Origin of the sequence: Streptomyces yunnanensis (assembly GCF_029011865.1) — a bacterium.
In the GTDB taxonomy this organism is placed as follows: domain Bacteria; phylum Actinomycetota; class Actinomycetes; order Streptomycetales; family Streptomycetaceae; genus Streptomyces; species Streptomyces yunnanensis.
In genome coordinates, this window is sequence record NZ_CP095749.1 from 5,770,986 (window position 1) to 5,794,345 (window position 23,360).

The 23,360-nt window shown below is 73.2% G+C and carries 21 protein-coding genes; 13 read left to right on the top strand and 8 right to left on the bottom strand.

What is annotated here, in order from left to right; genetic code table 11:
- The first annotated feature begins 361 nt into the window (after positions 1 to 361).
- Positions 362 to 1,225, top strand: coding sequence for a MurR/RpiR family transcriptional regulator (locus MOV08_RS25240; RefSeq protein WP_039641486.1), 864 nt, complete (start codon positions 362 to 364; stop codon positions 1,223 to 1,225).
- Between the two features lie 23 nt (positions 1,226 to 1,248).
- On the opposite strand, the gene MOV08_RS25245 is transcribed toward MOV08_RS25240, so the two are convergent.
- From MOV08_RS25245 to MOV08_RS25265, 5 genes are all read right to left on the bottom strand, one after another.
- Positions 1,249 to 2,583: a type III PLP-dependent enzyme domain-containing protein gene (locus tag MOV08_RS25245; RefSeq protein WP_275308921.1), complete on the bottom strand. Its 1,335-nt coding sequence runs from the start codon at positions 2,581 to 2,583 to the stop codon at positions 1,249 to 1,251.
- A gap of 337 nt (positions 2,584 to 2,920) precedes the next feature.
- Entirely contained in the window at positions 2,921 to 3,874 is a 954-nt protein-coding gene (locus tag MOV08_RS25250; protein ID WP_275308923.1) for an ABC transporter permease, read from the bottom strand.
- An 11-nt stretch (positions 3,875 to 3,885) separates the two neighbouring features.
- A complete protein-coding gene (locus MOV08_RS25255; RefSeq protein WP_420834211.1) occupies positions 3,886 to 4,860 on the bottom strand; it encodes an ABC transporter ATP-binding protein in 975 nt (324 codons plus the stop codon).
- Positions 4,857 to 5,201, bottom strand: coding sequence for a transcriptional regulator (locus MOV08_RS25260; protein WP_039635804.1), 345 nt, complete (start codon positions 5,199 to 5,201; stop codon positions 4,857 to 4,859). Before MOV08_RS25260 ends, MOV08_RS25255 begins: the two co-directional genes overlap by 4 nt.
- Positions 5,198 to 5,719 carry a hypothetical protein gene (locus MOV08_RS25265; protein ID WP_052287513.1) on the bottom strand — a complete coding sequence of 174 codons (522 nt, stop codon included), beginning with the start codon at positions 5,717 to 5,719 and terminating at the stop codon, positions 5,198 to 5,200. The genes MOV08_RS25260 and MOV08_RS25265 overlap by 4 nt, the downstream gene beginning before the upstream one ends.
- 237 nt (positions 5,720 to 5,956) lie before the next feature.
- Here MOV08_RS25265 and hutU point away from each other — a divergent pair, with 237 nt between their 5' ends.
- From hutU to hutI, 4 genes are all read left to right on the top strand, one after another.
- The gene (gene hutU, locus MOV08_RS25270) at positions 5,957 to 7,621 is read left to right on the top strand and encodes a urocanate hydratase (protein WP_275308925.1); all 1,665 of its coding nucleotides are present in this window, start codon (positions 5,957 to 5,959) and stop codon (positions 7,619 to 7,621) included.
- 17 nt (positions 7,622 to 7,638) lie between these two features.
- Entirely contained in the window at positions 7,639 to 8,856 is a 1,218-nt protein-coding gene (locus tag MOV08_RS25275) for an allantoate amidohydrolase (protein ID WP_275311886.1), read from the top strand.
- Positions 8,847 to 10,202, top strand: coding sequence for a formimidoylglutamate deiminase (locus MOV08_RS25280; RefSeq protein WP_275308926.1), 1,356 nt, complete (start codon positions 8,847 to 8,849; stop codon positions 10,200 to 10,202). Before MOV08_RS25275 ends, MOV08_RS25280 begins: the two co-directional genes overlap by 10 nt.
- An 89-nt stretch (positions 10,203 to 10,291) precedes the next feature.
- A complete protein-coding gene (hutI, locus tag MOV08_RS25285) occupies positions 10,292 to 11,473 on the top strand; it encodes an imidazolonepropionase (RefSeq protein ID WP_039635818.1) in 1,182 nt (393 codons plus the stop codon).
- A 130-nt stretch (positions 11,474 to 11,603) separates the two neighbouring features.
- Here the strand turns inward: hutI and MOV08_RS25290 are convergent, their stop codons facing one another.
- Positions 11,604 to 12,542 carry an RNA polymerase sigma factor SigF gene (locus MOV08_RS25290; RefSeq protein WP_275308927.1) on the bottom strand — a complete coding sequence of 313 codons (939 nt, stop codon included), beginning with the start codon at positions 12,540 to 12,542 and terminating at the stop codon, positions 11,604 to 11,606.
- A gap of 272 nt (positions 12,543 to 12,814) precedes the next feature.
- Between MOV08_RS25290 and MOV08_RS25295 the strand changes: the two genes are divergently transcribed.
- The 6 genes from MOV08_RS25295 to MOV08_RS25320 all read left to right on the top strand — a co-directional run bounded on the left by MOV08_RS25295 (position 12,815) and on the right by MOV08_RS25320 (position 18,728).
- Positions 12,815 to 13,183 (top strand): STAS domain-containing protein, encoded by a 369-nt coding sequence (locus MOV08_RS25295; RefSeq protein ID WP_039635822.1) that lies wholly within the window; start codon positions 12,815 to 12,817, stop codon positions 13,181 to 13,183.
- Positions 13,184 to 13,354: 171 nt separating this feature from the next.
- Complete coding sequence (locus tag MOV08_RS25300; RefSeq protein ID WP_039635826.1) at positions 13,355 to 13,876, top strand: ATP-binding protein; 522 nt, start codon at positions 13,355 to 13,357, stop codon at positions 13,874 to 13,876.
- Positions 13,877 to 14,113: 237 nt separating this feature from the next.
- A complete protein-coding gene (locus MOV08_RS25305) occupies positions 14,114 to 14,827 on the top strand; it encodes an LPXTG cell wall anchor domain-containing protein (protein ID WP_039635831.1) in 714 nt (237 codons plus the stop codon).
- 21 nt (positions 14,828 to 14,848) lie between these two features.
- Complete coding sequence (locus MOV08_RS25310; protein WP_275308928.1) at positions 14,849 to 16,015, top strand: COG1470 family protein; 1,167 nt, start codon at positions 14,849 to 14,851, stop codon at positions 16,013 to 16,015.
- Between the two features lie 59 nt (positions 16,016 to 16,074).
- A complete protein-coding gene (locus MOV08_RS25315) occupies positions 16,075 to 17,253 on the top strand; it encodes a hypothetical protein (protein WP_420834304.1) in 1,179 nt (392 codons plus the stop codon).
- On the top strand, positions 17,253 to 18,728 hold the full coding sequence (locus MOV08_RS25320) for a hypothetical protein (RefSeq protein WP_275308929.1): 1,476 nt from the start codon (positions 17,253 to 17,255) through the stop codon (positions 18,726 to 18,728). The genes MOV08_RS25315 and MOV08_RS25320 overlap by 1 nt, the downstream gene beginning before the upstream one ends.
- Positions 18,729 to 18,837: 109 nt before the next feature.
- Here the strand turns inward: MOV08_RS25320 and MOV08_RS25325 are convergent, their stop codons facing one another.
- Positions 18,838 to 20,367, bottom strand: a complete 1,530-nt coding sequence (locus MOV08_RS25325) for a peptide MFS transporter (protein ID WP_039635838.1) — start codon at positions 20,365 to 20,367, stop codon at positions 18,838 to 18,840.
- Positions 20,368 to 20,872: 505 nt separating this feature from the next.
- Between MOV08_RS25325 and MOV08_RS25330 the strand changes: the two genes are divergently transcribed.
- Both MOV08_RS25330 and MOV08_RS25335 read left to right on the top strand, forming a co-directional pair.
- Positions 20,873 to 21,553: a response regulator transcription factor gene (locus MOV08_RS25330; RefSeq protein ID WP_016575659.1), complete on the top strand. Its 681-nt coding sequence runs from the start codon at positions 20,873 to 20,875 to the stop codon at positions 21,551 to 21,553.
- Between the two features lie 6 nt (positions 21,554 to 21,559).
- On the top strand, positions 21,560 to 22,807 hold the full coding sequence (locus tag MOV08_RS25335) for an ATP-binding protein (protein WP_039635839.1): 1,248 nt from the start codon (positions 21,560 to 21,562) through the stop codon (positions 22,805 to 22,807).
- A gap of 40 nt (positions 22,808 to 22,847) precedes the next feature.
- Here MOV08_RS25335 and MOV08_RS25340 read toward each other — a convergent pair whose 3' ends face one another.
- Complete coding sequence (locus MOV08_RS25340; RefSeq protein WP_039635840.1) at positions 22,848 to 23,357, bottom strand: GtrA family protein; 510 nt, start codon at positions 23,355 to 23,357, stop codon at positions 22,848 to 22,850.
- Positions 23,358 to 23,360 lie beyond the last annotated feature (3 nt).

Sequence of the window (23,360 nt, forward strand, 5' to 3'; positions counted from 1 at the left end):
CGTTCGCTCCGCTCGCGGGCGTCCGGCCCCCGGCACCGAGCGGCTCTTCCCGCTCTTCGGGCTGCCGTCGCGGGACGGGGCGTAGGGCCGGGCCCGTCCTCCCGGCGGGCCGTACGGCGCCGGCCCAGGGGCGCGCCCGAGGCGGCGCGGGGACGCGGGGGGACGCGGACGGGCATGGCCCGCCGCGGGTGGCCGGAGAGCGCCGCCACGCCTCCTCCCGCCCCACCCGGGGCCGACGCCGGCCAGGAATTCCGTACAGTCGGTGGACCGACGTCAAGGCCCCCGACCGGGCCGGGAAGAAGAGGCCATGAGCGGGGACGGGGACAACGGCGTCCGCACGGACGGGACGCAGCCGCCGGCGATGGGCGCGGCGGGGAGCACGGCGGTCGGCGCCACCGGCACCGCCGCCCGCCTCCAGCGGCTCTTCGAGGGGCACCGGCTGACGCCCACCCAGCGGCGGATCGCCCACTGCATGGTGCGGCGGGCCGCCGACGCGCCGTTCCTCTCCAGCGTCGAGCTGGCCGAGCTGGCCGGCGTCAGCCAGCCCTCCGTCACCCGCTTCGCCGTCGCGCTCGGCTTCGACGGCTACCCGGCGCTCCGCCGCCACCTGCGGGACGTCGCGCCCGCCGGCAGGCCCGGCGCCGCCGGCGCGCACAACGAGTACCAACAGGCCGTCCAGGCGGAGATCGACAACCTGCGGCACCTCGCCGACGCCCTCGCCGACGCCGGCCCGGTGACCGAGGCCGGCCGGCTCCTCGCCGCCTCCCGCCCGCTCCCGGTCCTCGGCCTGCGCGCCGCCACCGCCCAGGCCGCCGGCTTCGCGTACTTCGCACGGAAGGTGCACCCCGACGTCCGCCTGCTGGACGAGGGCGGCACCATGCTCACCGACCGGGTCGACGCCGCGGTCCACGCCGGCGCCAGCGCCCTCCTGTGCTTCGCCCTGCCCCGCCACCCCCGCGAGGTCATCGACGCCCTCGCCTACGCCCGCGCCGCCGGCCTCACCGTCGTCACCGTCGCCGACAGCGTCTTCGCCCCGGTCGCCCACCACACCGACCTGCTGCTGCCGGCCCCCGTCGGCACCGGCCTGGCCTTCGACACCGCCTGCGCCCCGATGCTGCTGGGCCGCGTCCTGCTGGAGGCGATGTGCGACGACCTCCCGGACGCCCAGGCCCGCCTGGAGGAGTTCGACGCCAAGGCGGCGGAACGCGGCCTGTTCGTGGAGTGAGGGCCGGCCGCGGGCCGCGCTGCTCAGCCCAGCGCCAGGCTCCGCAGCGCGTTGGCGTGGTCGGCGCCGCTCTCCGCGGTGAGCTCCTCCAGCGTCTGCGGGGTGCGGACGGTGGCGAAGGCGAACGTGCCGTCGGGGGCCGGCGCGTAGCCGTAGACGCCGGGGCGGGGGAGGGAGTTGTAGGCGAAGTGGGTGGAGAAGTAGTACGCGCCGGTGTCCAGCAGGGCGACGTGGTCGCCGGATTCCAGGCGGGGCAGCGGGCGGTTCTCGGCGACCAGGTCACCGGCGAAGCAGCACGGGCCGGCGATGTCCTGCGGCACCGGCGCCCCGGTCTTGGGGCGACCGGCGTCGTCGTACGCCGCCACCCGGATCGGCCACGACGCGGGCGCGAAGACCGTGCGGGTGGCGACCTGCGCCCCGGCGTGGGTGAGGGCGATCGGTCGTCCGCCGGCCCACTTCGCGTACTCGACGCGGGCCAGCACCATGCCGTGCTTGGCCAGCAGTGACCGCCCGAACTCGGTGACCAGGCCGTACCGGCCGGAGAACAGCCCGGGGACCGCCGAGCGGAGCAGCGCGACGTACTCGCGGTAGGTGGGGGTGACCGCGTCCGAGGAGAAGTTGACGGGCAGGCCGCCGCCGATGTCGAGGGTGGTGATCCGGGGGCCGCCGGCCTGCTCGTTGATCTCCTCGGCGAGGTCGTAGAGCGCCCGGACGCCCTCCGCCATCCGCTCCAGCGGCATGCCCTGGGAACCGACGTGGGCGTGCAGCCGGGTCAGCCACGGGCGGTCGAGGCAGGCCCGGACGATCCACTCGCGGGCGCCCGGGTCGCGCAGCGGGACACCGAACTTGGAGGTGTCGGTGGCGGTGCTCATCGCGCCGATGCTGCCGCCGCCGATCTGCGGGTTGACCCGCAGTCCGATCGGCGCGGTGGACGGGGCCGAGGCCATCATCCGGTCGATGCGGGAGAGTTCCTCGTGGTTGTCGACGTTGACGGCGATGCCCAGGGCCAGCGCCTCGCGGAGCTCGGCGAGGGTCTTGGCGGGGGAGTCCAGGACGGTGTGCCGGGCCGGGATCCCGGCGGCCCGGGCCAGCGCCAGCTCGCCGGGACTGGCCACCTCGCAGCCGATGCCCTCCTGGGCCAGCAGCCGCAGCACGGGCACGAGCGAGGCGGCCTTCACCGCGAACGCATGCAGCACTTGGGCGCCGGGGGCGGTGAACTCCGCGAAGGCGGCGCGGAGTTCGGCCGCCGAGCGGCGGATGCCGGCGACGTCGAGCAGCCCGGCCACCGGCTGACGGGGGCCGACCAGCCCCTGGGCGAGGGCCGCCTGAACGGCACGGTCTCGGTCGGTGAGGGTCATGACTCAACTTCATCATCCGCCCGGGCCCCGCGCCACGGCCGACGTGGGTGGTCGGAGCCCATCCGGTGGCCATGTTGTGTCGATCTTGTGCGGCGATCTCGGCGGTGCGGATCTTGTGTGCCGATCGTGGCGGTCCCAGCCATGGCAGTGTTGATCATGAGGCGGACCGGGGGTGCCGGCACCCCCCCCGTGGCCGGCACCCCCGTGGCCCCCGAGGCCGGCCCTGCTCGCGCCCCCCGCAACGAGCCTCGCCCCCGCCCCACCCCGCGGCACGTGCGCGGGGCGGAGCGGGGCGGGAAGAAGCGAGGCGGGGTGAGGCGGGAGGCCCCCGGTGGGGCTACGCCACGGGGGCGCCGCTCAGCTCGGCCTTGCCCTGGCGGGCGGTCAGGCGGGAGCCGGACTCCCGCCGGGTGGCGCGGCGCAGCAGCGGGACCGCCAGGAGGAAGCCCACGACGGCCCAGGCGGCCAGGACCAGGGCGACCGTCGGCAGCTGCCAGGAGCCGGCCAGCTCCGCGGCGCGGGCGGAGTCCGGCAGCAGCGCCGCACGCAGGCCCTGTGCCATCCAGCGCAGCGGGAAGACCGAGGCGATGTTCTGGACCACCGCCGGCATCTTGGATATCGGGAACATCGCGCCCGACGTGATCAGCAGGGCCATCGCGGGCAGCATGATCATCGCCAGTGCCTCGCGCGGATTGGGGAGCACCGCGCCGATCGCCGCGCCCAGCGGTACGACGGCGAGCAGACCGAGGGCGGTGACCCACAGCAGCGTCAGCCAGCCGGCCGGACTGTGCGGCAGCGGCCCGTTCACCAGCACGGCGGCGGCGCCCAGCAGGACCACCAGGGTGGCCAGCGCCATGACCACGATCAGCAACGACTTGGCGATGAGGTACGCCGGTATGCCGCCGGGAGTGGTCCGCAGCCGCAGCAGGGTGCCCTCCTCGCGCTCGGTCACCAGGATCTGCGGGAGGCTGATCAGGCCGATCTGGAACAGCAGATACGCGGAGAAACCGGCGAGCGTCAGGTGCGCCATCGGGATCTGGGTGCCGGGCACCTTGCCGTTGATGTAGCCGGCGAGCGCCAGGGCCACCACGATGTTGGTCACATAGCCGAACAACTCCTTGCGGTTGCGCAGCAGATGACGCAGTTCGATGCCGCCGCGCCGCAGCCCCGCCTGCCAGGGGCGGAACCGGCCGGGCCGGGTCGTGACCCCGCCGGTCGGGCGCGGGCCGCCGCCCGCCGTGCCGCGATCCCGCTCGGTCGTGGCCGGGCCGCTGTCCGTCGCCGTCGTCATGTCCGTCCCCCTCATGCTGCTGTTGCCTCCCCCGTCGTGTCGCCGGCCGGGAAGCCGGTCTCCTGCTCGTCGTCCCAGTTCTGCCGGTGCACCATGTGCAGGTAGGTGTCCTCCAGCGTCGGGCGGCGCACCTCCAGGTCCGCGATCGGTCCGGCCGCCTCGCGGTGCAGTTCCCAGACCAGGCGGGACGGGTCCGCGGTGTACTCGCGGCGCGGGCTGCCGTCGGACGCCGTCCAGCGCACCTCGGCCTGCGCGGCGGCCCGCCGGGCGAGTTCGGCCGGGGTGCCGCAGGCCCGGATCCGGCCGTCCACCAGCATCGCTATGCGGTCGGCCAGCCGCTCGGCCTCGGCCAGGTCGTGGGTGGTGAGCAGGATCGTGACGCCCTCCTCACGGGCCAGGCGCTCGACCAGGTCGTGGAAGTCGCGGCGCGCCTCGGGGTCGAAGCCGGTGGTGGGCTCGTCCAGGAAGAGGAGTTCGGGGCGGCCGACGATGCCGAGCGCGACGTCCACGCGCCGGCGCTGACCGCCGGAGAGCTGGTCGACGCGCTTCTCCGCCTGCTTGGTGAGGCCGACCAGGTCGAGCAGTTCGGCCGGGTCGCGCGGGTCCGGGTAGTACATCGCGAAGTGCGTCAGCAACTCCGCGACCTGCCAGCGGCGGTGGTCGCGCCAGGACTGCAGGACCAGTCCGATCCGGCCGCGCCAGGCGTCGTCGGCGCGCGCCGGGTCGGTCCCGAGGACGCGCACCTCGCCGGCGGACCGCTGCCGGAAGCCTTCCAGGATCTCGACGGTGGTGGTCTTGCCGGCGCCGTTCGGGCCGAGCAGGGCGAAGATCTCGCCCGGCCGGATGTCCAGGTCGACGCCCTTGAGGACGTCGGCGCTGCCGTACGACATCCGCAGGGCGCGGGTCTCGACGACCGGCGCGGCGCCGGCCGGGGCGGTGGGTGTGGTGGTCATCGTGCTGGTCTCCGGGCGTGCGGTCGTGGTCATCGGCCGGCCTCCGCGTGCTGCTGGGGCGTTGCGAGGGCCGCTGCGGGGCCCGCGCCCTCGACGATGGCGCGGAGGGCGGCGACATGGCCGTCGAAGGCGGTGCGGCCGCGGGCCGTCAGTCGCACCTTGGTGCGCCGCTTGCGGCCGCCGCCCTCCTTGCGGATCTCCAGGTATCCGGCCTCCTCCAGCGTGTGCAGCTGTTTGGAGAGCGCGGAGTCGCTCAGCGAGAGGCTGTCGCGGATGAACGGGAAGTCGGCCCATTCCGTGGCGGCGAGCAGGGCCACGACGGACAGCCGGGTGGACGGGTGGATCAGTTCGTCGAATCCCGAGGGAGTGCTCATCGGCGTACCTCCTCATGGACGGTTCTCTGGGGGTGTTCGCCCAGGGCACGGCTGCGGAGCGGGCTGACCGCCCAGCGGTTGGCCGGGCCGACGAAGAGCAGGAAGGCGGCGACGGAGACGGTGGCCTGGATGAGGTTGCCGTAGGGCAGCGCCAGCCATCTGGTCAGGAGGCCGCTCAGGATGATGGTGCCGCCGCTGACGACGGCGCCCGCGAAGAAGGTGGCGAAGCTGCGCCAGCTGTACCGCGAGCGGTGCAGCCGCACCCTGGAGCGGCGACTGTAGAAGACGATCAGGCTGCTCACGGCGCCGATGTAGCCGGCGCAGATCAGGAGGGAGCCCCAGGTGGGGAGCTTGAGCTCGTAGCTGGCGAGGAAGAGCCACATCATGGCGGCCGTCACGTAGGTCGTCCGCTGGTCCCCCTCCGCGCGGCGCTCGACCTCGTCGTACACGCGCTCCTGAGGGACCCGGATGCGCTGGAGATCCTGCCAGGCCTGCTCGGCATCCACTGGTGTCGTCATGTCCTTCGCCTCCCCGTAGACGTGTCGGACGGTCCGTGTCGGACGGACGGTGCGGGGATCGCCGGCGGCGCCCCCGTTCAACTTTCCCACTGGGAAAGCTAGCACTCGGCTTTCCCGTCCGGCAAGTCGAAGTGACCGGTTGGGGAAAGCTCTCGCCGCGCCCTGTTGACTAGCGGTATTCAGTCGAGCAAGACTGTGAATAGGTCAATCCATTCACGAGTCAGGGAGGCACGGCCCATGTCGGGACCGCGACCCGTGCGGGCGCCGCGCGGTACGGAGCTGAGCGCACGGGGATGGCAGCAGGAAGCCGCGCTGCGCATGCTGCAGAACAACCTCGATCCGGAGGTGGCCGAGCACCCGGACAAGCTCGTCGTCTACGGCGGCACCGGCAAGGCCGCCCGTGACTGGCGCTCCTTCGACGCGATGGTGCGCACCCTGACCACGCTCAAGCAGGACGAGACGATGCTCGTCCAGTCCGGCAAGCCGGTCGGCGTGATGCAGACCCACGAGTGGGCCCCGCGGGTGCTCATCGCCAACTCCAACCTCGTCGGCGACTGGGCCAACTGGGAGGAGTTCCGCCGTCTGGAGGCCCTCGGCCTCACCATGTACGGCCAGATGACGGCCGGTTCGTGGATCTACATCGGCACCCAGGGCATCCTCCAGGGCACCTACGAGACCTTCGCGGCGGTCGCGGCCAAGAAGTTTGGTGGGACGCTGGCCGGCACCATCACCCTCACCGCCGGACTCGGCGGCATGGGTGGCGCCCAGCCGCTCGCCGTCACCATGAACGACGGCGTCGCGATCTGCATCGACTGCGACCCGCGCGCCATCGAGCGCCGCATCGAGCACCGCTACCTCGACGTCAGGGCGGCCAACCTCCAGCACGCCCTGCAGCTCGCCGTCGAGGCTCGCGACCAGCGCAAGCCGCTCTCCATCGGCCTGCTCGGCAACGCCGCGGAACTCCTCCCGCAGATGCTCGCCGACGGCGCCCCGATCGACATCGTCACCGACCAGACCAGCGCCCACGACCCGCTCGCCTACCTGCCCGTCGGCATCGACTTCGCCGACATGGCGGCCTACGCGGCCGAGAAGCCCGCCGACTTCACCCAGCGCGCGCGGGAGTCCATGGCCAAGCACGTCGAGGCCATGGTCGGCTTCATGGACGCCGGCGCCGAGGTCTTCGACTACGGCAACTCCATCCGCGGCGAGGCCCAACTCGCCGGATACCAGCGGGCGTTCGCCTTCCCCGGCTTCGTCCCCGCCTACATCCGGCCGCTCTTCGCCGAGGGCAAGGGGCCGTTCCGCTGGGCGGCGCTCTCCGGCGACCCGCGGGACATCGCCGCCACCGACAAGGCGATCCTCGACCTCTTCCCCGAGAACGAGTCGCTGGCCCGCTGGATCAAGATGGCCGGCGAACGCGTCCACTTCCAGGGCCTGCCCGCCCGGATCTGCTGGCTCGGCTACGGCGAGCGCGACAAGGCCGGCGAGCGGTTCAACGAGATGGTCGCCGACGGCACCCTCCAGGCGCCGCTGGCCATCGGCCGCGACCACCTCGACTGCGGCTCCGTCGCCTCCCCGTACCGCGAGACCGAGGCCATGAAGGACGGCTCCGACGCGATCGCCGACTGGCCGCTGCTCAACGCCATGGTCAACGTCGCCTCCGGCGCCTCCTGGGTCTCCCTGCACCACGGCGGCGGCGTCGGCATGGGCCGCTCCATCCACGCCGGACAGGTCACGGTCGCCGACGGCACCGCGCTGGCCGGCGAGAAGATCCGCCGGGTGCTCACCAACGACCCCGGCATGGGCGTCATCCGGCACGTCGACGCCGGCTACGAGCGCGCCGACGAGGTGGCCGCCGAGCGGGGCGTCCGCATCCCGATGCGCGAGGGCGAGGGCGAGTGACCTCCTCGTTCCACGAGATGTGGGAGGAGTTGCGGCCGCTCGGCCGCGACTCCTCCTCCGGGGGCTACCGCCGCTTCGCCTGGACCGGCGCGGACACCGACTGCCGCGCGTGGTTCCGGGCCCAGGCCGAGGCCCGCGGACTCGCCTACGAACTCGACCGCAACGGCAACCAGTGGGCCTGGCTCGGCGCGACCGGCCACCAGGACGTCGCCCCCGGTGAGGCCGTCGTCACCGGCTCGCACCTGGACTCCGTCCCGGACGGCGGCGCCTTCGACGGCCCGCTGGGCGTGGTCTCCTCCTTCGCCGCGCTCGACGAGCTCCGGGGGCGGGGAGCGGAGCCCACCAGGCCGCTGGCGATCGTCAACTTCGGCGACGAGGAGGGCGCCCGCTTCGGGCTGGCCTGCGTCGGCTCCCGGCTGTCCGCCGGCGCGCTGACCGCCGAGGCCGCGCACCGGCTGCGGGACGGCGACGGCGTCACCCTCCCGCAGGCCATGGAGCGCGCCGGCCACGACCCCGAGGCGATCGGCCCGGACCCGGAACGGCTCGCCACCATCGGGGCGTTCGTCGAACTCCACGTCGAGCAGGGCCGCGCCCTGGACCTTTCCGGGGACCCGGTCGGCATCGCCTCGGCGATCTGGCCGCACGGCCGCTGGCGCTTCGACTTCCGCGGCGAGGCCAACCACGCCGGCACCACCCGCCTGGAAGACCGCCGCGACCCGATGCTCTCCTACGCCGCGACCGTGCTCGCGGCCCGCGAGCAGGCCCGCCTGGCCGGCGCCCTGGCCACCTTCGGGAAGATCAGCGTCGAACCGAACGGCGTCAACGCCATCCCCTCGCTGGTCCGCGGCTGGCTGGACGCCCGCGCCGCCGGCCAGGACACCCTGGACACCGTGATCACCGGCATCGAGCGGGCCGCCGCCGAGCGGGCCGCCCGCGACGGCGTCGACCTCGACGTCGTCCGCGAGTCCTTCACCCCCGTTGTGGAGTTCCAGCACGCCCTGCGGGACGAACTGGGCGCCCTCCTCGGCAAGAAGAGCGAGCGGCCGGTACCGGTCCTGGGCACCGGAGCCGGACACGACGCGGGTATTTTGTCCGCAACCGTCCCGACGGCCATGCTGTTCGTCCGCAACCCCACCGGCGTCTCGCACTCGCCCGCCGAGTCGGCCGCCGAGGACGACTGCGTCGCCGGGGTCACCGCACTCGCCGACGTACTGGAGGGGCTGGCGTGCCGCTGACGCCACAGGCAACACCGACGACCTACTGGCTCGAACACGCCTGGCTCGGCACGCACGTCGAGCCGGGCGTGACCGTGGAGGTGGCGGACGGGCGGATCACGGCCGTCCGCACCGGGACGCCCGCACCACCACCGGGAGCCGAGGCCCTCCACGGGCTGACCCTCCCGGGCCTCGCCAACGCCCACAGCCACGCCTTCCACCGCGCCCTGCGCGGCACCGTCCAGGTCGGCTCCGGCACCTTCTGGACCTGGCGCGAGGTCATGTACGGCGTCGCCGACCGGCTCACCCCGGACAGCTACTACGCCCTCGCCCGCGCCGCCTACGCCGAGATGGCGCTCGCCGGCATCACCTGCGTCGGCGAATTCCACTACCTCCACCACGCGCCCGGCGGCACCCGCTACGACGATCCCAACGCGATGGGCCGGGCGCTGCTCGCCGCCGCCGACGACGCCGGCATCCGGATCACCCTCCTGGACACCGCCTACCTCTCCGCCGGCTTCGGCGACCGCCCCAACCAGCACCAGCTGCGCTTCTCCGACGGCACCGCGGACGCCTGGGCAGAGCGCGCCGACGCCCTCAAGGGAGCCGAGCACGCCCGGATCGGCGCCGCCGTGCACTCCGTACGCGCCGTCCCCGCCGAGGAGTTGGGCACCGTCGCCGACTGGGCCCGGCGGCGGGAGGCACCGCTGCACGTCCACCTCTCCGAGCAGACCGCCGAGAACGACGCCTGCCGGGCGGCGCACGGCCGCACCCCCACCCAGCTGCTGGCCGACCACGGGGTGCTGGGCCCGCGCACCACGGCCGTGCACGCCACCCACCTCACCGACGAGGACATCGCCCTGCTCGGCGGCAGCGCCACCGGCGTCTGCATGTGCCCGACCACCGAGCGGGACCTCGCCGACGGCATCGGCCCGGCCGTGGCGCTCCAGGAACAGGGCAGCCTGCTCTCCCTGGGCAGCGACAGCCACGCCGTCATCGACCTGCTCGAAGAGGCCCGCGCCATGGAGCTGAACGAGCGGCTGCGCACCCGCACCCGGGGCCACTGGACCGCCGCCGCCCTGCTGCGCGCCGCCACCGCCGACGGCCACGCCGCCCTGGGCTGGGACGACGCCGGCACCCTTGCGCCGGGCGCGCTCGCCGACCTCACCACGATCCGGCTGGACTCCGTACGCACCGCCGGACCGCTGCCCCGACTGGGCGCCGAGACGGCCGTATTCGCCGCCACCGCGGCGGATGTGCGACACACCATCGTGGGTGGTCGGCAGATCGTCCGTGACGGGACGCACACGCGTGTGCCCGACGTGCCCACCGCCCTCGCCGACGCCATCGCCGCCGTGCGCGGCTGACCACCCCCACCCTCCACCAGCTACCGCTGGAAGGTGCCCCCAGGCCGCCCGGCCCGCGCCGCCCGCGGACGAAGGAGAACACCCCCGCGATGACGACGACCTCCGCGCCGACCACCGCCATCACCCACATCGCCCAGCTCGTCACCAACGACCCCTCCCTCGGTGAAGGCCCCCTCGGTCTGATCCAGGACGCCGCGGTCGTCATCGACGGCGACCGCATCGCCTGGGTCGGTCCCTCAAGCAAAGCACCCGCCACCGACAACGCCGTCGACGCTGCCGGCCGGGCTGGCCTGCCCGGCTTCGTCGACTCCCATTCGCACCTGGTCTTCGCCGGCGACCGCACCGAGGAGTTCAACGCCCGGATGTCCGGGCGCCCTTACTCCGCGGGCGGCATCCGCACCACCGTCGCGGCCACCCGCGCCGCCGCGGACGACGCGCTGCACGCCAACGTCGCCCGCTACCTCGCCGAGGGCCTGCGCCAGGGCACCACCACCCAGGAGATCAAGTCCGGTTACGGCCTCACCGTCGAGGACGAGGCCCGCGCGGTGCGGATCGCCGCCGCCCACACCGACGAGGTCACCTTCCTCGGCGCCCACATCGTCTCCCCCGACTACGCCGACGACCCGGCCGGCTACGTCGAGCTGGTCACCGGCCCGATGCTGGACGCCTGCGCCCCGCACGCCCGTTGGGTGGACGTGTTCTGCGAGCGCGGCGCCTTCGACGGCGACCAGGCGCGTGCCATCCTCACCGCCGGTCAGGCCAAGGGCCTGGTGCCACGGGTGCACGCCAACCAGCTCGGCCACGGCCCCGGCGTCCAGCTCGCCGTCGAACTGGGCGCCGCCTCCGCCGACCACTGCACCCACCTCACCTACGCCGACATCGACGCGCTGGCCCAGTCCGACACCGTCGCCACGCTCCTGCCGGGCGCCGAGTTCTCCACCCGCGCCAAGTGGCCCGACGCCCGCCCGCTGCTCGACGCCGGCGCCACCGTCGCGCTCTCCACGGACTGCAACCCGGGCTCGTCCTTCACCAGTTCGATGCCGTTCTGCATCGCGCTGGCCGTCCGCGACATGGGGATGACGCCCGACGAGGCGGTGTGGGCGGCGACCGCGGGCGGCGCCCGGGCGCTGCGCCGCGAGGACGTCGGCCGGATCGCCCCCGGCGCCCGCGCCGACCTGCTCCTGCTGGACGCCCCGTCCCACGTCCACCTCGCCTACCGTCCGGGCGTGCCGCTGGTGACGGACGTCTGGCACAAGGGCGTTCGCCTCTGAGGGCGGCGCCACGCGGCGCCGGGCGCACCCGCCGGCAGACGCACAGAGGGCCCGTCCCGGACGATTCCGGGGCGGGCCCTCGTGTGCACGGGCGTCCGCCGACCGCGGGGGCCGGCGCCGACCGCGGCGGCTATTCCTCGATCATCAGGCCCTTGCGGAGCCGTACGAGGGTGCGGGAGAGCAGCCGGGAGACGTGCATCTGGGAAATGCCCAACTCCTCGCCGATCTCGGACTGCGTCATATTGGCGACGAATCTCAGCGAGAGGATCTTCCGGTCCCGCGAGGGCAGTTCGGCGATCAGCGGCTTCAGCGACTCGACGTATTCGATGCCTTCGAGGCCGTTGTCCTCGTAGCCGATACGGTCGGCCAGCGCGCCCTCGCTGTCGTCCTCCTCGGGCTGGGCGTCCAGCGAGCTCGCGGTGTAGGCGTTGCTCGCGGCCATCCCTTCGACGACCTCGTCCTTGGTGATGCCGAGGCGTTCGGCGAGTTCGCCGACCGTGGGTGCCCGGTCCAGCTTCTGCGCCAGTTCGTCGCCCGCTTTGGCCAGGTCCAGGCGGAGTTCCTGAAGGCGCCGGGGAACCCGCACCGACCAGCTGGTGTCGCGGAAGAAACGCTTGATCTCGCCGACGATGGTCGGCATCGCGAACGTCGGGAATTCCACGCCGCGGCTCAACTCGAAACGGTCGATCGCCTTGATCAGACCGATGGTGCCGACCTGGACGATGTCCTCCATGGGCTCGCTGCGGGAGCGGAACCGGGAGGCCGCGAACTTCACCAGGGCGAGGTTCAGCTCGACCAGGGTGTTGCGGACGTACGCGTATTCGTGGGTGCCTTCTTCCAGCGATTCCAGGCGCTCGAAGAGGGTTTTCGACAGGGCCCTCGCGTCCACCGGACCTACTTCGTCGAACGGTGGGATCTCGGGCAGGCCGTCGATGTCGGGCACGCCCACCGGCTCGGTGGCCGCGGCATGCGACTGGGAAGGAATGTGACCGGTCACATCGGACCGGGATGTCGACGATGCGGGGCTCTGCTCGTCCTCGATACGCAATTCGTCGAGCCGGGGTGACATGTGTCTCCTCCATCGTTCTCGGCATATGGCTGCCGAAGCCTCTGCGTGAAGCTGCGGTGTGCGGCGCCTCCAAAGCCGGCCGTTTCGAATGTGTCCTTCTACGCCTACCTGGCTTCGCCGGAAGAAGGCAAGTGCGTGATGTCCGGAATTCAGCGCTATGCACTTTCTGTGGCTACCGGCGGGCGTCAGGAAGGCGTAGGGTTCGACGAGCGCAGTCGTAAGCAAGGTCGTCACGAAAACAGTCGTCTAGGCAGCAAGAGGGGTGCGCTCGCATGGACCGCGGGACGGTCGGCAGTGCAAGCCGGGGTCGGCTTCATGTCGAGATCCGCCATCACGGCGCCAGCGCGGTCGTGACCGTCGCGGGTGAGTTGGATCACCACACCGCGGATCTGCTGCGGGAATCGCTGGAAGGCTGTGTCGACGACGGATACGCGCGCCTGGTGGTGGATTGCTCACCCCTTGAATTCATGGACTCCACCGGTCTGAACGTGCTGCTCGGCGCCCGACTGAAAGCGGAGGCCGCGGGGGGCGGTGTCCACCTGGCCGGCATGCAGCCGGTGGTGGCCCGGGTGTTCGAGATCACCGGCGCGGAGGCGGTTTTCACGGTGCACGACTCACTCGACGCGGCCCTGGCCGACTGACCGGCCGCGACGTCCGGAAGGATGCGTTCCGGGCGCGTAGTCGGTATCACAACTTCCGTACCCAAGAAGTGGGTGTTCTCACGGTCCGGTCGGGCAGGAGACACCTGAATCCGTTGAATCAGTCAGTTATCTGTTGTCCGTGAACAGGCGAATCGGTGAGGTGAAGCGCTGATGAGCACCACCCGGCCGTACCCGCCGGGCGATCTCGGCCCGGAGCCGGTCCCCCATAGCCTGAGTGGCATGGGTGGTGCCCCCACCGCCGGCGCCTCGTCCGCCGTCCCGTCGGGGCAGATCCGCCGGCTGCGCCTGGCGGACACCCGGGGCGCCGTGGCGCGGGCCCGCGACTTCGCCCGGGAGGCGCTCCACGACTGGGGCTGGCTGCCGGCCGCGACCGCCGATCAGCGGGCCGCGGCCGAGGACGTCCTGCTCGTCGTCTCCGAGCTGGTGACCAACGCCTGCCTGCACGCCGAGGGCCCGGAGGAGCTGCGGCTGCGCTGCGCGGCCAAGGTCCTCCGCCTGGAGGTCAGCGACCTGGGCGCGGGCTCGCCGGCGCCGCGCAGCCCGCACCGCCCGGGGCGCCCCGGCGGCCACGGCATGTTCATCGTGCAGCGGCTGTGCCTGGACTGGGGCGTGGTGCGCAACGCCGACGGTGCGGGCAAGACCGTCTGGGCGGAGCTGGCCGCGCCCTCCTGAAGGGGCGGCGAACGGGGAGAGGTGGAGAGCGCGGGCCCACGGGCCCGCGCTGTGTCGTTTCCGGGGCCGTTCGGGGCAGGGGCGGGCCCCCTTCCGGACGGGATCCGGCCGATGCCCCGCATCGGGGCTGTGCGGTGCCTTCCCTCGACAACCTCCCGGGCGTACCTTGAGCGCCCAATCTGATGTGCCGTCAGTAATATCCGGCGGCGCGCCGAACCCGAAGAAGGGGAAATCAAGGTGGCCCGCTTCCACGCACAGCACGGCAGGCGGCCGCGGCGGGCGGCCGGGCTGGCCGTGGCCGCGGCGACGGCGGCCGGATCGGCGGTGCTGTTCACCGCGTCCGCCGCGCACGCCGAGGTCGTCGACGTGAACTACCAGTGCAAGACGCCGATCGGCAACAAGGGCGCGGTCTCGCCCATAGACATCAAGGGAACGCCCAGCGGGGGCGCGTACAAGCTGGTGATGTCGTTCCAGAAAGGCGTCTCCTCCAGCCCCGTCGAACTGGGCAAGGGCGCGATGAAGCCCAGCGCACTGATCCAGCTGGGCGGTGCGGAGAGCGGCACCGTGCAGGTCAGCGGGGCGCCCAACGACCAGGCGATTCCCGCGAACACCCCGATAAAGATCAGCGACCTGAGTGGCACGTACACCCCGAAGGCCGGCGGGAAGGTCACCTTCACCGCCTCCACGCTCACCATCAAGGCGCTGGGCACCACCACCACCTGTACACCGAGCAACCACCCCAAGCCCTCGCTGACCCTGGACGTCAAGGGCGGCGGTGGTTCGGGCGGCAGCGGGGGCTCCGCGGCGGCGGGCGGTTCGACCGGCGGCGGCCAACTGCCGCAGACCGGACCGGCGGACTCCGCCCTCGCGCTGGGCACCCTCGGCGGCACCGTCCTGCTGGCCGGCGCGGCCGGAGTGCTCTGGCTGACCCGCCGTCAGCAACGCGTCTGAGACGGCCGACGGGAGCCGCCGATGCCGTTCCGTCCCCGCACCGCGGCCACCGGCGCGGCCCTCGCGGTCGCCGCGGTCCTGCTGTGCCCCGCGGCGGCCGAGGCCCGGCCGCCCACCGCGGCACGGGCCGCGCCGCCGACCGCCGCCGCACCGGGCTGGTCCGCCGCACCGACCGGGGCCGCCCGGACGGCCTTCTACCTGGAGGGCCCGCCGGGCACCGCCCTCACCGACCGGCTGGCCGTCCGCAACCCGACCGGCCGGCCGCTCACCGTGCGCCTGGCCGGTGACGGCGGCGTCGACGGTTGGCTCGCCTTCGGCACCCCGGAGGTGACGGTTCCGCCGCGGACGCGGGCCAGCGTGCCGTTCACCGTGACCGTGCCGGACACCGCCGCCCCCGGTGGCCGTGCCGGTGGGCTCACCGTCACCGGTACGACGCCCAGCGCGCGGACCCGGATACCGATACGGCTGCGGGTGACCGGCCCCACGCTGTCCGCACTCACCGTCGAGCAGGTGTCGGTGACCCGTCGGGGGAGCGCGGCGCTGATCCACTACACCCTGGTCAACCGCGGGAACACCGCGCTCCGGCCGCGGCTGGAGGTCCGTGCCGACGGCCTCTTCGGGCCGCTGCTGCGCCGGCCCGCCCGCACCCTGCCGGACGTCCTGCCGCCCGGTGCCCGCGCCGACCGGACCGAGACCTGGCCCGATCCGCCGGCCCTGGACGCGGTGGACGTCCGGCTCACCGCGACCGCCGCGGGCGGCGCGCGGGACACCGCCACCGCCCGGTACACCGCCGCCCCCCGGGGCGCGGGCGTCGCGCTGCTCCTCCTGGCGGCGGGCGGGGGCGGCTGGGCGGTGGTGCGGCGCCGGAGACGCGCCGGCCGCGGGGGACGCGCGGGCGGTGACGTGCCGGACCGTCCCGGACCGCGGTCGACCGACCGCACACGGCGGACGAGCGCGACGACGACGAGCGGAACAGAGGGGACAGAGGGAACGCAGGGGACACAGGGAGACGCGTCGACAGCGGACGCGCCGGCAGTGGACGCGCCGAAGGCGAACGGAGCGAAGGCGAACCGGGCGAAGGCGCCGGCAGGCGAAACGGCGCCCGGGACAGCGACGGGCGGGACGGCGTCGGGCAGGGCGACGGACACCACGACGGTCGCGAGGACGGGATCAGGGGTGCGCGGGTGAACGGTGAGAGCGGCGAGCACGGCGGGACGGGCGAGCAGGGCGCGGGCGACGGGCACGGGGTGCGGGACGAGACGGGCGGGAACGGCGCGCGCGTCGGGCCGGGCCGCCGGGCCGGGCGCCGGCACCGCCCGTCCGCCCTGCTCGCCGCCCTCGCCCTGGCCCTGCTCCCGGTCCTGCCGCCCGTCCTGCCCGCGGCGGCGCACGCCGCGTCGGCCGGCGACCCGCCCTCGGCGGCGGTCTCCCGGAACGAGGCGGGCGCCGGCGGCAGCATCACCGTCACCGGGCGGGGCTGGCGCCCGCACACCCTGCTGACGCTGCTGATCTGCGGACAGAACATGATCGGCGGCACCAACTCCTGCGCCAACGGCGACGGGCGGGCCGTCACCACGGACGACCGGGGCGCGTTCAGCAGGCCGCTGCCGGTCGCCGAACCGCCCAAGCCCTGCCCCTGCGTGGTGCACGTGGCGACCGTGACCGGCCCGGCGGCCGCCGCGGACGCCGCGTTCAAGGTGGCCGGGCACCCGGTCGCGCCGCTGCCGCAGGACGTCAGCGCTGGCCGGCTGGCCGTCCTGGCGCAGCCCCGGCTGATCGGCAGTAGCGGACTCCTCACCTGGTTCGGCGCCCCGCCGCAGCGCGAACTGGCCTTCACCGTGGGCAACTTGGGCTCGACGCCGACCAAGGACCCGATCTTCCAGGTCGGCACCTCGCACGGCGTCTTCGCGCCGAAGTGGGAGGACCAGCAGTGGCGGGGGACCGTCCCCGCCGGGCGGCGGACCGAGGTCAGGCTCCCGGTCGAGCTCGCCGCCGGGGCGCACGGGGACTACCTGGTCTCCCTCAAGTACGGCGGCAGACTGCTGGTCGAGCAGCCGTGGGAGGTCGGCCGGCCGTGGGGCGTGACGCTCTTCTGGGTGCTGCTGTGCGTGGTCGTCCCGACCGTGGTGTTCCGGATCGGGATGGCGGTCGTCGACCGCGTCCGCCCGCCCCGCCCGGGAGCCGCCGCCCGCCCCGGGCGGGCCCCGCGCCGCCCGCGCCCCGGGCGCACCGGCAGGGACCGGCACGGCGACCGGCGTGACGACCGGCGTGACGATCGGCCGAAGGGCCGGCAGAAGGACCGACACGACATGGGACCCGGCACCGGCGCCGCGCCGGACGGCACCGCCGCACTGCCGTGGTTCACCCCGGACACCGCACCGTCCACCACAGCAACCGAACGACCCCCGTCGAAAGGTTCCGCGTGATGACGTTGATGAGGTTGACCCGGCCCACGAGGCCGACCGGGCAGCGCAGAAGAGCGGCCACCGCCGCGGCGGCCGCGTTGATGCTCGCGGGGGCGGGGGTGGTCGCCACCGCCGGGACCGCCCAGGCCGCCGAGGTGGCGTACCTGACCGAGTGCCAGCCGCCGCCGATCTCGGGGCTGCCACCCGTCGAGGGGACCACCAAGGTCGAGATCAGCGCCCCCGCGACCGCCAAGGTCGGCGACGCGGTCGAGGTGGTCTGGACGACCGTCCAGGCGGCCTCCCAGAACCCCGGCATCCTCGACCTGGACAAGGACACCGTCCAGCCGACCGGCACGCTCAAGGTCGCCGGGGCGCAGACCGCCGACCTGGCGATGCAGGGCCCGCGGCAGAACCCGCCGATACCGAAGAACAGTCCGATGAAGCTGTCCGCCATGAAGGGCACGCTGAAACTCACCGCGCCCGGAGAGGTCACGCTGACGCCCGGTGCCTACAACATCAACGTCAGCAAGCCGATCTCCACCGACACCAAGTGCGCGCCCAAGGAGGCGGTGAAGGCGGCGGCCACCATCAAGGTCACGGCCGGCGGCGGCTCCTCCGGCGGCACCACGGGCAGCGGCGGGACCAGCAGCGGCGGCTCGGACAGCGGCGGGACGACCGCCGGGGGCACCAGTTCGGGGGGCACCGGCTCCGGCGGCGCGACCACCGGCGGCAGCAGCGCGGGCACCTCCGGCGGCACCGGCGGCACCGGCGGTACCGCGGGCGGCTCCTCCGGCGGCTCCGGCGGCGACCCTGACGGCACCGCGTACAAGGGCAAGGAGGTGCAGGTCCCCTACGCCTGCAAGACGCCCATCGGCGACAAGAAGGCGATCTCGCCGGTCCAGATCGACGGCGTGAAGAAGGGCGGCGGCTACGACCTGACGGTGCACTTCGCCAAGTCCGTCATGGACAGCCCGGCGGACATCCCCAAGGGCTCGGTCAAACCGTCGATGGACGTGAAGGTGGGCGGCGCCGACAAGGGTTCCGTCAAGGTCGAGGGCCCCACCAACGCCGGGCCCATCAAGGCCGGCCAGCCCATCGAGATCCCCGACCTCAAGGGCACCTACAAGCCCGGCGCCACCGGTAGGGCCACGCTCACCCCGGGCGTCCTCACCGTCAACGCCCTGGGGACGACCACGACCTGCACCCCCGAGAAGGACCCCGGGGTCTCGCTCGCCCTGGACACCGCCGCCCAGCCCGGCGGCACCTCGGGAGGCTCGGCCGGCGGCGCCTCCTCCGGGGGCGGCGCGTCCTCCGGGAGCGGCACGGCCGGATCGGCCAGCGGGTCCGGCGGCAGCGGCAGCGGCGGCGCCGGCGGCCTTGCCCAGACCGGCGCGGCGGACCACGGCACGCTGACCGCCCTCGGCGTGCTCGCCGGCACCGTCGTCCTGCTCGGCGCCGCGGCACTCAGCCTCACCCCGCGGCGGCTGCGCCGCTGACCCCGCGGTCCGGGGCACGACGGCCCGGCACACCGAGGGGCCCGGCATACGGGAAGGGCCCGGCACGCAACCAGCGTGCCGGGCCCTGACTCCCCTTGTCGGGGACCGATCAGCGGACGTCGCCCATGAGCGCGACGATCTTCTTGCGGCTCAGCCACACCGCGACACCGGCCAGCACCGCCAACCCGGCCTCGGCGGCCAGCACCGGGGGCCCGCTCAGGTCCGCGCCGGCGGTGGAGAGCAGGCTGGTGATGCAGTCGCCCGCGGTGACGGCGAGGAACCACACGCCCAGCATCTGGCTGGCGTACTTCTGCGGCGCCATCTTGGTGGTCACCGACAGGCCGACCGGGGACAGGCACAGCTCGCCGATGGTCTGGATCATGTAGATCGACAGCAGCCACATCGGGCTGACCTTCGAGCCGTCCGAGGCCATCATCATCGGGATGATGAAGACGGCGAACGAGGCGCCGATGAAGAACATCGCCATCGAGAACTTCACCGTGGTGCTCGGCTCGCGGTCGCGGCGCGCCAGCCACATCCACAGCCAGGCGATGACCGGGGCGAGCGCCATGACCCACAGCGGGTTCACGGACTGGAACCACGACGACGGGAAGTCCATCCCGAAGACCTGGCCGTTCGTCTTCTTCTCCGCGAAGACGGACATCGTCGAGCCCGCCTGGTCGAAGATCATCCAGAACACCGCGGCGGCCACGAAGAACCAGATGTAGCCGCTGACCTTGGTCTGCTCGGTGTCGGTCAGTTCCTTGTCGCGCTTGATGCGCCCCAGAACCGTGATCGGAATGATCAGGCCGAGCAGCGCGAGCGGGATCAGCGCCCAGTCCAGGGTGAAGTGGCCGGTGAAGCCGACCACGCCGTAGAAGACCGCGGCGGCGGCGACCCAGATCAGGCCCTTGCGCAGCCACATGGCGCGCTCCTCGGCCTGCAGCGGGGTCGGCACGACGCTGGACTGCGGGCTGAGGTGGCGGGTACCGACCAGGAACGACACCAGGCCCAGGGCCATGCCGACCGCGGCCAGCGCGAAGCCCAGGTGCCAGTTGATGCTCTGGCCGACGGTGCCGATCACCAGCGGCGCCGCGAAGGCACCGATGTTGATGCCCATGTAGAAGAGGGTGAAGCCGCCGTCCCGGCGCGGGTCCTGGGGACCGTCGTAGAGGTGGCCGACCATCGTCGAGATGTTGGCCTTCAGAAGGCCCGAGCCCACGGCGACCAGCGCCAGACCCGCGAAGAACCCGGCCTGCCCCGGCACGGCCAGCACCAGGTGGCCGGTCATGATGACACCCGCCGCGATGGCGACGGTCTTGCGCGGCCCCCAGATACGGTCGCCGATCCAGCCGCCGGGCATGGCCAGCAGGTAGACCATCGCCACGTAGATGGAGTAGATGGCCGAGGCGGTGGCCGCGTTCATGGCCAGACCGCCGGCCTGGGCGCCCTTTTCGGCGTCCGGACCACCGGAGATCAGGTAGATCACGAGCAGGGAGCGCATGCCGTAATAGCTGAAGCGCTCCCACATCTCGGTCATGAAGAGAGGGGCCAGGCCGCGGGGGTGGCCGAAGAAGGTCTTGCCGCCGTTGGCAGGGGTTCCCTGCTGGGCAGCGTCCTTCGTCAGGCTGGACGCCATGGTGGTTCCTTGCTTCTCGGGACGCGTCCGAGAGTCGGTGCGCGCCCGTGTGGGGATGACCGGCACCGGCGCCGCCCGCCCGCCCCCCACGTCCGGGAGGTTCGTCCCACACGAGGAGGGTCGACGGGAGGCCGAACACCGGGATCCACGCCCCCGTGCCGCGATAGCGCGGCCGGCGGACCCGGTCGACAGGTCTTTCACTGTGTCAGGGGCTGGGGATACCAGCCCCACACACAACAAGGACCGATGGCTTCGAGTTCTGCGCCATCGTCCCGGTGGTTGTGCGCTGGACGTTCCGGACACCATACGTCCGCTTGACGGCCCGGGGGGAGTGGTGAGAGAACGCTCACACTCGTGCAGGGAACCGTTTGAGGCCGTCCGTGCGACCGCGCCCACGCCCGCGCGCCCCCGGCTCAGGCGCGTGAGCGGGCGCAGAACGGACCCACTGTCGCCCATCCGTGCTGGTCCGCCCCTCGCCGTCGGTACATCGGACTACCATCGGCCCATGACCCGTGTACTGCTCGCCGAGGATGACGCGTCCATCTCGGAGCCGCTCGCCCGCGCCCTGCGCCGCGAGGGTTACGACGTCGAGGTGCGTGAGGACGGCCCGACGGCGCTCGACGCCGGTCTCCAGGGCAACATCGACCTCGTGGTCCTGGACCTGGGGCTGCCCGGTATGGACGGTCTGGAGGTCTGCCGTCGCCTGCGCAACGAAGGCCATTCCTTCCCCATCCTGGTGCTGACCGCCCGCGCCGACGAGGTGGACACCGTCGTCGGCCTGGACGCCGGCGCCGACGACTACGTCACCAAGCCGTTCCGGCTCGCCGAGCTGCTCGCCCGGGTCCGGGCCCTGCTCCGCCGCGGCTCCACCGCCGAGCCGCAGCAGCCGCCGGCCACCCACGGCGTGCGGATCGACGTCGAGTCGCACCGCGCCTGGATGGGCGACGAGGAACTCCAGCTCACCGCGAAGGAGTTCGACCTGCTGCGGGTCCTGGTGCGGGACGCCGGCCGGGTCGTCACCCGCGACCAGCTGATGCGCGAGGTCTGGGACACCACCTGGTGGTCCTCCACCAAGACGCTGGACATGCACATCTCCTGGCTGCGCAAGAAGCTCGGCGACGACGCCGCCAACCCCCGGTACATCGCCACCGTCCGCGGCGTCGGCTTCCGCTTCGAAAAGAGCTAGGGGCCCGTGCGCCGCCGACTGATCAACTCCACGCTCGCCGTGGTGCTCGTCGTCATCGCCGTCTTCGGCGTCTCCCTGGTGATCGTCGAGACCCGCACGATCCAGTCCGGCGCGCAGGAGAGCGTGGCGTCCGAGGCGGTCCGGCTGGTCGGGATAGTGGAGAGCCGGCTGGGCAGCGGCGAGAAGATCACCCCGGAGATCCTCTCGGAGCAGATCACCGCGAACCGCTACGCCGAGATCAAGGTGCCCGGCAAGCCGAAGATCGAGATCGGGCAGCGGCCGGTCGGCGACGTGATCGAGTCCGAGGTGCACGGTGACCGCGGCGAGCGGGTCCGGGTGCAGGAGTCCCGCTCCACGGTCAGCGCGGAGATCGGCCGGACCCTGCTGGTGATCCTGGCCGTCGCGCTGCTGGCCATCCTGGCCGCCGTGGTGCTCGCCATCCGGCAGGCCCGCCGGCTCACCGCCCCCCTCACCGACCTCGCCGAGACCGCCGAGCGGCTCGGCTCCGGCGACCCCCGGCCCCGCCACCGCCGCTACGGCGTCCAGGAGCTCGACCGGGTCGCCGACGTGCTGGACGCCAGCGCCGAGCGGATCGCCCGGATGCTCACCGCCGAGCGGCGGCTGGCCGCCGACGCCTCCCACCAGTTGCGCACCCCGCTGACCGCGCTGTCCATGCGGCTGGAGGAGATCACCCTCACCGACGACCCGGACACCGTGAAGGAAGAGGCCACCATCGCGCTGGCCCAGGTGGAGCGGCTGACCGACGTGGTGCAGCGACTGCTGACCAACTCCCGGGACCCGCGCACCGGCTCGGCGGTCGCCTTCGACCTGGACGAGGTCGTCAAGCAGCAGATCGAGGAGTGGCGCCCGGCCTACCGCAGCGCCGGCCGGGCCATCGTCCGCTCCGGCAAGAAGGGCCTGCGGGCCGTCGGCACCCCGGGTGCGGTCGCCCAGGTGCTGGCCACCCTGATCGAGAACTCCCTGATGCACGGCGACGGCACGGTCGCGCTGCGCACCCGCGTCACCGGCAATCAGGCGGTCGTCGAGGTGACCGACGCCGGCCCCGGTGTTCCGACGGACCTCGGCTCGCGGGTCTTCGAACGGACCGTCTCCGGCCGCAACTCCACCGGTCTGGGGCTCGCCGTCGCCCGCGATCTGGCCGAGGCGGACGGCGGTCGTCTGGAACTCCTCCAGCAACACCCGCCGGTCTTCGCGCTCTTCCTGGCCCGGGAGGGCGAGCCCACCGAGGAGTGAGCCGGGTCCCTGTCGCGACGCCCGCTCGCGACGGCGGGGCCTACTTCCGGGAGGCGCCGCTCGGCAGGGGGGAGTCGTCCGTCAGGAACGACTCGGCGGTCTCCACCGCCTCCCGGGCGGGCAGTGCCCGGAAGACCCAGGTGCGGTACGACCAGAAGCGGAAGAGCGTGGCGATCCCGATGCCGAGGAACTTGAAGACGTTGCTCTGGAGCGGGCTGTCCCAGCCGAACCCGTAGGTCGCCGCGTAGAGGATGCCGTTCTCGATGACCAGGCCGACCACGCTGAAGAGCAGGAACAGCGTCAGCTCACGGGTCCGGCCGTGCTTGTCGCGGTCCCGGTAGGCGAAGTAGCGGTAGCCGACGTAGTTGGTGCCGGTGGCGACCACCGTCGCCACGATGCTCGCCCGGACGACGGGGAGCTCGGTCAGGTGCCGGACGAGGTTGAAGACCGCGAAGTTCACCACGACGCCGGCGCCGCCGACGGCACCGAACTTCACTATTTCCCGGGTGAGCGCCTCCAGTCGCGACCGCAGCGCGCTCGGTTCACTCATGGT

Bases quoted from the DNA above. Each gene is read 5' to 3' on its own strand.
- hutI (WP_039635818.1), top strand. From the start codon at position 10,292: ATGACGACGACCTCCGCGCCGACCACCGCCATCACCCACATCGCCCAG.
- MOV08_RS25260 (WP_039635804.1), bottom strand. From the start codon at position 5,201: ATGAGCACTCCCTCGGGATTCGACGAACTGATCCACCCGTCCACCCGG.
- MOV08_RS25275 (WP_275311886.1), top strand. From the start codon at position 7,639: ATGTGGGAGGAGTTGCGGCCGCTCGGCCGCGACTCCTCCTCCGGGGGC.
- hutU (WP_275308925.1), top strand. From the start codon at position 5,957: ATGTCGGGACCGCGACCCGTGCGGGCGCCGCGCGGTACGGAGCTGAGC.
- MOV08_RS25250 (WP_275308923.1), bottom strand. From the start codon at position 3,874: ATGACGACGGCGACGGACAGCGGCCCGGCCACGACCGAGCGGGATCGC.
- MOV08_RS25320 (WP_275308929.1), top strand. From the start codon at position 17,253: ATGACGTTGATGAGGTTGACCCGGCCCACGAGGCCGACCGGGCAGCGC.
- MOV08_RS25340 (WP_039635840.1), bottom strand. From the start codon at position 23,357: ATGAGTGAACCGAGCGCGCTGCGGTCGCGACTGGAGGCGCTCACCCGG.
- MOV08_RS25330 (WP_016575659.1), top strand. From the start codon at position 20,873: ATGACCCGTGTACTGCTCGCCGAGGATGACGCGTCCATCTCGGAGCCG.
- MOV08_RS25300 (WP_039635826.1), top strand. From the start codon at position 13,355: ATGAGCACCACCCGGCCGTACCCGCCGGGCGATCTCGGCCCGGAGCCG.
- MOV08_RS25255 (WP_420834211.1), bottom strand. From the start codon at position 4,860: ATGACCACGACCGCACGCCCGGAGACCAGCACGATGACCACCACACCC.
- MOV08_RS25240 (WP_039641486.1), top strand. From the start codon at position 362: ATGGGCGCGGCGGGGAGCACGGCGGTCGGCGCCACCGGCACCGCCGCC.
- MOV08_RS25265 (WP_052287513.1), bottom strand. From the start codon at position 5,719: ATGACGACACCAGTGGATGCCGAGCAGGCCTGGCAGGATCTCCAGCGC.
- MOV08_RS25245 (WP_275308921.1), bottom strand. From the start codon at position 2,583: ATGACCCTCACCGACCGAGACCGTGCCGTTCAGGCGGCCCTCGCCCAG.
- MOV08_RS25325 (WP_039635838.1), bottom strand. From the start codon at position 20,367: ATGGCGTCCAGCCTGACGAAGGACGCTGCCCAGCAGGGAACCCCTGCC.
- MOV08_RS25290 (WP_275308927.1), bottom strand. From the start codon at position 12,542: ATGTCACCCCGGCTCGACGAATTGCGTATCGAGGACGAGCAGAGCCCC.
- MOV08_RS25295 (WP_039635822.1), top strand. From the start codon at position 12,815: ATGGACCGCGGGACGGTCGGCAGTGCAAGCCGGGGTCGGCTTCATGTC.
- MOV08_RS25310 (WP_275308928.1), top strand. From the start codon at position 14,849: ATGCCGTTCCGTCCCCGCACCGCGGCCACCGGCGCGGCCCTCGCGGTC.